Source organism: Corynebacterium sp., assembly GCF_012837295.1.
Taxonomy (GTDB): Bacteria; Actinomycetota; Actinomycetes; order Mycobacteriales; family Mycobacteriaceae; genus Corynebacterium.
Genome location: NZ_DURI01000066.1, coordinates 1 through 7,266 on the forward strand (window position 1 = coordinate 1; position 7,266 = coordinate 7,266).

Sequence of the window (7,266 nt, forward strand, 5' to 3'; positions counted from 1 at the left end):
GGCACCTGTGGCCGATGGGGCAAGGGGGCCACGTTGGATTGGCCGAGGCGCCGCAGTGGGGTGTCGCCAATGGCCACCACGCGGAAGGTCCGCGGAAGATCCACGGTGCCCCGTGTGAATTGCTCTGCAGGTACACGTCATATGACAGGTACACGTGTTCTGCCGCATGTATCTGTCCATTCGACGTGTACCTGCGGGGAGGGGCCGACGAACCACCCCAGACGCGGCGGGCGCGAGGTGGGGACGCGCCGCGCTAAACCTCCAGCACCCTCGCCGCGGTCGCCTCGTCGATGACGACATGCGTGGCCAGGCCGGTGCGCAGCGCCGTCTCGATCGCCTCGGTCTTGTCGGAACCGCCGGCGACCAGCACCCTCGTGGGCACGCGCCGCAGGTCCGCCAGGGTAATCCCCACGGTCCGCGCGTCGACCTCGGGCAACGCCACCCCGCCGTCGGCCCGGTAGAACCGCGAGCACGCATCTCCGACGGCGCGCTCGAGCAGGCGGTCGCGTTCGCCGTCGGAAAGCTGCCCCAGGTTCAGCGCCAGCGAATCCGCCACGATGCTGCCGACCGTGAACAGCGCAATGTCGACTTCCCGCCCCAGCTGCAGGATGTGGGCGATGTGCCGGTCCTGCTCGACGATTCGCTTGGTCTCCACGGAATCGAAGATCACCGGCAGCGGCAGCGTCCGCGCGAACGCCCCGAACGCGGAGCAGAATCCGCCGATGGTGCGGATGTCGTTGGTCGACTTGTCGGGGTGGCTCATCCCGCCCTTGAGCTGGATGATCTCGACGCCCTGCACGTCCTTGCGCTTCAGCTGCCGCGACACGGCGAACATGGTGCGCCCCCAGGACACGCCGAGCATGGTGCCGTCGACGACGAGTTCGTCGAGCAGTTCCGCGCCGATCCGCCCGAGTTCGCGCAGCAGCACGTCGGACCCGGGCCGCGCGGGCTGGGCGAGGCGCACGTCGGCGAGCCCGTACCGGTCGCGCAGGCGGGCGCCGGCTTCGGACGCTTCTTCGCGCGGGTCGTGGATGGTGATGGACACGTATCCGCGTTCGCGCCCGAGCGTCAGCAGCTTGGACACGGTCGGCCGCGACACCCCGAGCTCCTTGGCCACGTCAGATTGCGTCAGCCCTTCGCCGTAGTACAGCTTGACGGCCGCCAGGGCCTGCACGTCGCGGGCGTCCACGGGTCCTCCTCCTCGGCCGGGCGGGTGGTGCCGGGTCGGCGGTGGGGCCGTTGTTTGCTTTACGACGCCCCGGCGCCCCCGCCGGCAACTCTCCCGAACAATTGTAAACCGTTCGGGTGGAGGGTGGAAAACGGTGGCTCCGTGGAGGGTTGCCGGGGCGCGGGAACGAATGTGAAGACCGTGCCGCGCCTGCCCGAGCGCCAGGCCCGGCCGCCCGCTCCGCGTGGACGGCCCTCGCCGCGCAGGGTCGCGCCGCCGGCTACCAGATGGTCACGCGCTCCGCGGGGTCGCGCCACATGCCGTCGCCGGGTTTGACGTCGAAGGCGGCGTGGAACTCGTCGATGTCGGTGACGATGACGTTGCAGCGGAACTCCGCCGGCGAGTGCGGGTCGATGGCCAGGTACTGGCGGCTCATTTCGGGGCGGATGGCGGTGCGCCACACCAGCGCCCACGACAGGAACAGGCCGCGGTACGCCTCCGGGTCCTTCTCCACGGACGTCTCGCGCCCCTGGTCGGCGAGCCAACGGCGGTACGCCACCACCGCGATGCCCAGGCCGCCGAGGTCGCCGATGTTCTCGCCGAGGGTGAACTTGCCGTTGACGCCGACGCCGGTTTCGCCGCGCTCGCGCAGGCCGGTGGGCACCAGCCCGTCGAACTGCTCGACCAGCTTGTCGGTCAGTCCCTCGAACGCCGCGCGGTCGGCGTCGGTCCACCACTGGTTGAGGTTGCCGTGACCGTCGTACTGCGAGCCCTGATCGTCGAAGCCGTGCCCGATCTCGTGGCCGATGACCGCGCCGATCGCGCCGAAGTTCTCGGCGGCGTCGGCCTCGGGATCGAAGAACGGGGGCTGCAGGATCGCCGCGGGGAACGTGATGTCGTTGACCACGGGGTTGTAGAACGCGTTGACGGTCTGCGGCGTGGCGAACCACTCGTCGCGGTCCGCCGGCTTGCCCAGTTTCGCCACCTCGTAGTCGTGGCCGAATGCGGAGGCGGCGCGGACGTCGTCAAGCAAAGTGCCCGTCAGCTCCAGGCCCTCGTAGCTCCGCCACTTGTCGGGGTATCCGATCTTCGCCTTGAACTGGCCGAGCTTCTCCAGCGCGCGCTCACGGGTGTCGGGCGTCATCCAGTCGAGGTCGGTGATGCGCTCGCGGTACGCCTCGATGAGGTAGTCGACCAGCTCGAGCATCCGCTCCTTGTGGGTCGGCGGGAAGTGGCGGGCGACGTACTCCTTGCCCACTTCCTGGCCCAGCGCTCCCTCGACCAGGCCGACGCCGCGCTTCCACCGCGCCCGCAGCTCCTCGGCGCCGGACAGGGTCTTGCCGTAGAACTCGAAATTCTGCTCCACGAACGCCGCGCCCAGGTACGGCGCCCGGGCCCGCAGCACGCGCCACAGCGCCCACAGCCGCAGGTCCTCCAGGCCGGTGTCGCGCCACAGCGTCGCCAGGTGCTCCAGGTAGGACGGCTGCATGACGACGATCCGCTCGACCCCGGCAGAAGCGTCCGATTCCGCGCCCGCCCCCGCGCCGACCTCCGCGCCGACGCCCATCTGCGCGAACCAGCGCGCCCACGGGTAGCCGGCGGGCAGGGCGGTCATGTCGGTGAGGTTGTAGGTGCGCACGGCGTCGCGGCTGGCCACGACGTCCCAATGGCCGGACGCCAGCTCCTTCTCGAAGTCGACGATGCGGCGGGCGGCGTCGGCGAGGTCGTGCAGCGGGAAGGAATCGAGGCCGTCGAAGCCCTCGAAGTTGCCGGCCGACACCGTCGAATCCTCCAGCAGCTGCAGCATGGACTCGACGTGCTCGCGGTAGGCGGCCAGCGTCTCGGCGTGGGATTCCTCGCGATAGTAGGCCTCGTCCGGCAGGCCCAGGCCGGACTGGACGAGGTAGAGCATCGCCACATCCGAGGTGGAGTCCTTTTCCACCCAGAACGCCGCCGGGCCGGTGACGCCGGTGCGGTCGAGCCGGCCCAGCGCCTCTGCGAGGTCGTCGCGGTCGTCGACGTCGAGCTCGGCGATGTCCGGCGCCAGCGCGTCGATGCCGGCGTCCTCGATCGCCGCCTCGTCCATGAACGCCCCGTAGAGCTTCCCGATGCGCGAATCCTCCGGCGCGTCCTCGACGATCGCGCGGACGGCCTCCTCCGATTCCTCGCGCAGCTTGTGGAAGGCGCCGTCGACCGCGCGGTCGGCGGGAATGACGTGCGAGTCGATCCATTCGCCATTGACGTGGCGGTACAGGTCGTCGGCGGGGGAGGGGGTCGGGCTGGCGGCGGTCGCGTTCTCGTCTGTCATGCGGCCCAGTGTAGGGACGGGGCCGGATCGGGTGTTCGAAAGCGCCGCGACCGGTAAGTTTCGTGCCTGAACGGTGGTCAATTCTGGGGCGCGGCGTGGCATCATGGGCGGATGAAGCAGAGCCGATTCAGCGGCACCCCGCGCCGCCCGGTGGCGCTGGTGAGCGCCGTCGCGCTGGCCGCCACGCTCGCACCCGTTGCGCTGGCCGCCGGGTTGTCCACCGCCAAGGGCGAGGAGGCGGAGGTCCTCGAAACCGTCCGCACGGTCACCCTCGGCGGCGAAGACGCCTCCTACAGCGCGCTTTTCGACGTCCGGGACGGCGCCCCCGACTGCGACCGCGCCACCTCGTTGACCGTGGGCGCCCATGAATTCACCTGCGGCGACGTGACCATCGAGACGCGCTCGGCCGAGGGCGTGGAGGACCTGCCCCGCTTCGGGGTGCGCGCCATCCGCGCGAAGACGTTTTCGGATTCGCCCGCCCCGGAGATGCGCGCCGCCGAGACGCCGCGGGCCCCGGGCCTGCTCGCGTGGTCGGGCACGCCCGTGACCAGCTTTGACGGCGTCACGCACCAGGTGATCGTGCTCGGCGAGGAGGGGGCGGCCGCCGGCTCCGCCGAAGGCGCCCGCGGTCTCGTCGCCATCGTCTCCGGCGACGCGGAGGACGTCGACGACGCCACCGCGACGATCCTCGCCGATGTGCGAAAGAACGAGGGCCAATGATCGACCGCACCTCCCAAATCCGCTGGGCCTTCCTGGTCCTGGTCCCGATCATCGCGGCGGGCGCGGCCGTCAATGCCGTGACGCTCTTCGCGTTCGGCCGGGTCACGCCGCTGTCGCTGCTGTTCGGCACGCTGATTTCGGCGGCCGTCATCGGCATCGTGTGGTGGCCCCTGTCTCGCTCGGCCCTCTGGCGCCCCGCCGGCGCGTGGCCGCTGCTCGCGCTGGCCTGGGGAGCGCTGGGATCCTTCACGTTCATCCTCGTCGCGGGCGAATCGATGACCACCATCGCCACAGCCGTCGGTTGGGAAGCCGCCGAGGCGTCGCTGGCGGGCGCGTGGCCGGAGGAAGTCGGCAAGTCGCTGGGCATCGCCCTGATCTTGCTGGCCCTGCCGCGCCTGTGGAGCCGACCGTGGGACGGCCTGCTGGTAGGCATCTTCGTGGGTCTGGGCTTCGAGCTCATCGAAACCGTCCAGTACGGCGCCGCCGGCGCGCTCGACGACGCCAACTCCGACGTCGACGGCCTGCTGTTCATGTGGTTCGTCCGCGCGGTCGCCGGCCCCGGCCTGCACGTCTTCTTCTCGGCGGTGGCGGGGCTCGGCGTCGGCATGGCGCTGCTGCATCCCCGCTTGACGACGCCCGCCCGCTGGACGCTCGGCCTCGGTGGCCCGTTCGCCGCATTCCTCATGCACTTCCTGTGGAACTACTCGTGGCCGAGTGGCTGGGGCGCGTGGCCCATCGCCGTGATGTGGCCGTTGTATCTGACGGCGTTGATCGGGTGCTGGCTCGTCGCGAAAAAGCTGGCGCGGCAGTTGGATCATCTGCTGCAGCCGGACTCCGTGCTCCGCAGAGGTTCCGCGGTGGCGTCGTAAAGCAGTGCCTTCGCAAAACATCGGCGCCGAAAGGCACGGCGGCGTCGTGAAGCTCGGTGGAGTGAAGGAAAACCCCAGCGCATATACGGGGAGGGGTTTGTTACTCGTGTTACTAGTGTGACTAAAGGGGCGTGAGTGCCGTATAGTTGCGAGTCATGAACCTCCGCACCGTGACCTTCCCCAAGTCCCGGCCGCGCTCGGGAGCCCGCCGCGGCCGCGCAGGCGCGATCGTCGCCCTCGCCGCCGCCCTGCCCATGGCGCTGGGCGTCCTGGCGCCCGCCCCGGCCGAGGCCTTCACCGTGACTTCCCCGACCGGCATCGACGTCTCCAAGTGGCAGCGCCCCGGCGGCGTCAAGCTCGACTGGAACAAGGTGGCCGCCTCCGGCGAAAAGTTCGCCTTCATCAAGGCCACCGACGGCAAGGAAGGCCTGAGCCCCTTCTTCGCCGAAGACTCCAAGGCCGCCCACGACGCCGGCCTGATCATCGGCAGCTACCACAAGGCGCACCCCGACCGCGACGCCGTCGTCCAGGCCGACGCCTACGCCCAGGCCCTGAAGCTGCAGCCCGCGAACGCGAAGACCCTGCCGCCCGTCCTCGACCTCGAACTCGACGCCGGCATGACCCCCGCCGCCCTGGAGAAGTGGGCCGCCACCTTCCTCGAGCGACTCGAGCTGAAGTCCGGCAAGATGCCGATGATCTACACCTACCGCTGGTTCTGGGTCACCAAGATGGGCGACACCGACGGCCTCAACGGCTACCCGCTGTGGCTCGCCGCGTACCAGGACCAGCCGCCGACGGACATCCCCGGCGGCTGGAACGAGGCGCTGTTCTGGCAGCGCTCCAGCACCGGCACCGTGCCCGGCATCTCCACCCCGGTGGACCTGAACACCTTCAACGGCACGGAATCGCAGCTCAACGGCATCGCCGGCGGCGACACCCCCGCCGTCAAGGGCACCGCCGACACCCCGAAGACCAACGCGGAGGCCGCCGGCGCCCAGCGCGCCCAGGCCGAGGACGACACCGACGTCTCCGCCGACGCCGTCTCCCCGCCGACCGGCCGCGCGGCCATCGGCGCCGGCAGCCTCGGCGATGACGCCGCGACCGGCGGCACCGGCAACGGCACCGGCACCGGCACGGGCAATGGCGCGAACACCGGCGGCACCGGCAATGACGCCGCGACCGGAGACGACGCCCCCGAGACGATCGGCGGCGACACCACCGCGCCCGAGTCCCCGCTGGCCACGTCCGAGCTGGTCGACGCGATCATCGAGGCCATCAAGGCCGGTTCCGACGACGCCGACTTCAGCGAGAGCATCGCCGCCGTCCGCGAGGCCGCCGAAGCCGCGGGGCTGGACAAGGAGCAGATCGACACGCTCATCGCCTTCCTGAAGCAGGCCATCGAATCGGGCAACGTCCCCGAGGGCCAGCTGGAGGAGATCGGCGAGAACGCCCCGACCGCCGACGAGGCCGGCCAGGCCGACAAGGCCGGAGACACCATCGGCGGCGACGATGCCACCGCCGGCGAGGGGTCGTCGTTCGATCCGGATCAGGCCATCAAGCTGGCCACGTACTCCGACCTGGTCGCGCTGCTGGCCGGCGCCTCGCGCTAAAGGCGCATCTCGGGTCGGCGGGTTCGGCCGGTCCGTCGGGCAGGGTCCGCTTTACGACGGCCCGCGCCCACCCGAACACCGCCCGTCATCGGGGTCCTGGGGAAGGGATCCCGGTCGGCGGCGGCCGATGCGTCACCAGTTCGCCGCATTACCGTTCGATCGAGTCACCGCATCACCGCATCACCGCATCACCGACGCGCCGTCGGGGCCCTGGGGAAGGGGCCCCGGCGGTGCGTTCGCGTGCGGTGATGGTGCCGCACGATCACGCCCGCATGGTCATCCCCACTTCGTGCCGGGCGCCCGCCACGTGCACAGCGCCGGCAGCAGCTCGGCGGGATCCTCCACGACGATGAGCGAATCCAGGTGCTTGCGCTGGATCAGGCCGCCGTCGACGAGCGATTCGATCAGCGCCACCAGCGGCCGCCAGAACCCGCCCGGCCCGACCAACGCGACGGGCTGCTGGTGGATGCCGATGTGCTGGCGCGTCCACACCTCGAAGAATTCCTCCAGCGTGCCGGCGCCGCCGGGCAGCGCGATGAACGCGTCGCCGAGCGCGTACATCCGGTCCTTGCGCTGCGCCATCGTGTCCAC

General features: G+C 70.5%; 6 protein-coding genes. 3 read left to right on the top strand and 3 right to left on the bottom strand.

Annotated elements, in window-relative coordinates:
• Positions 1–253: 253 nt before the first annotated feature.
• Together GX015_RS02340 and GX015_RS02345 are read right to left on the bottom strand one after the other, a co-directional pair.
• Positions 254–1,189: a sugar-binding transcriptional regulator gene (locus GX015_RS02340; RefSeq protein ID WP_291342492.1), complete on the bottom strand. Its 936-nt coding sequence runs from the start codon at positions 1,187–1,189 to the stop codon at positions 254–256.
• 259 nt (positions 1,190–1,448) lie between these two features.
• Positions 1,449–3,476, bottom strand: coding sequence for a M13-type metalloendopeptidase (locus GX015_RS02345; protein WP_291342493.1), 2,028 nt, complete (start codon positions 3,474–3,476; stop codon positions 1,449–1,451).
• A 111-nt stretch (positions 3,477–3,587) separates the two neighbouring features.
• Here GX015_RS02345 and GX015_RS02350 point away from each other — a divergent pair, with 111 nt between their 5' ends.
• The 3 genes from GX015_RS02350 (at position 3,588) to GX015_RS02360 (ending at position 6,675) form a co-directional block, all read left to right on the top strand.
• Positions 3,588–4,196, top strand: a complete 609-nt coding sequence (locus tag GX015_RS02350; RefSeq protein WP_291342494.1) for a hypothetical protein — start codon at positions 3,588–3,590, stop codon at positions 4,194–4,196.
• Positions 4,193–5,065, top strand: coding sequence for a PrsW family intramembrane metalloprotease (locus GX015_RS02355; RefSeq protein WP_291342496.1), 873 nt, complete (start codon positions 4,193–4,195; stop codon positions 5,063–5,065). Before GX015_RS02350 ends, GX015_RS02355 begins: the two co-directional genes overlap by 4 nt.
• Positions 5,066–5,220: 155 nt before the next feature.
• Positions 5,221–6,675, top strand: coding sequence for a glycoside hydrolase family 25 protein (locus GX015_RS02360; protein ID WP_291342498.1), 1,455 nt, complete (start codon positions 5,221–5,223; stop codon positions 6,673–6,675).
• 276 nt (positions 6,676–6,951) lie between these two features.
• On the opposite strand, the gene GX015_RS02365 is transcribed toward GX015_RS02360, so the two are convergent.
• A partial coding sequence (locus GX015_RS02365) for an LOG family protein (protein ID WP_291342499.1) occupies positions 6,952–7,266 on the bottom strand: 315 nt, incomplete at its 5' end.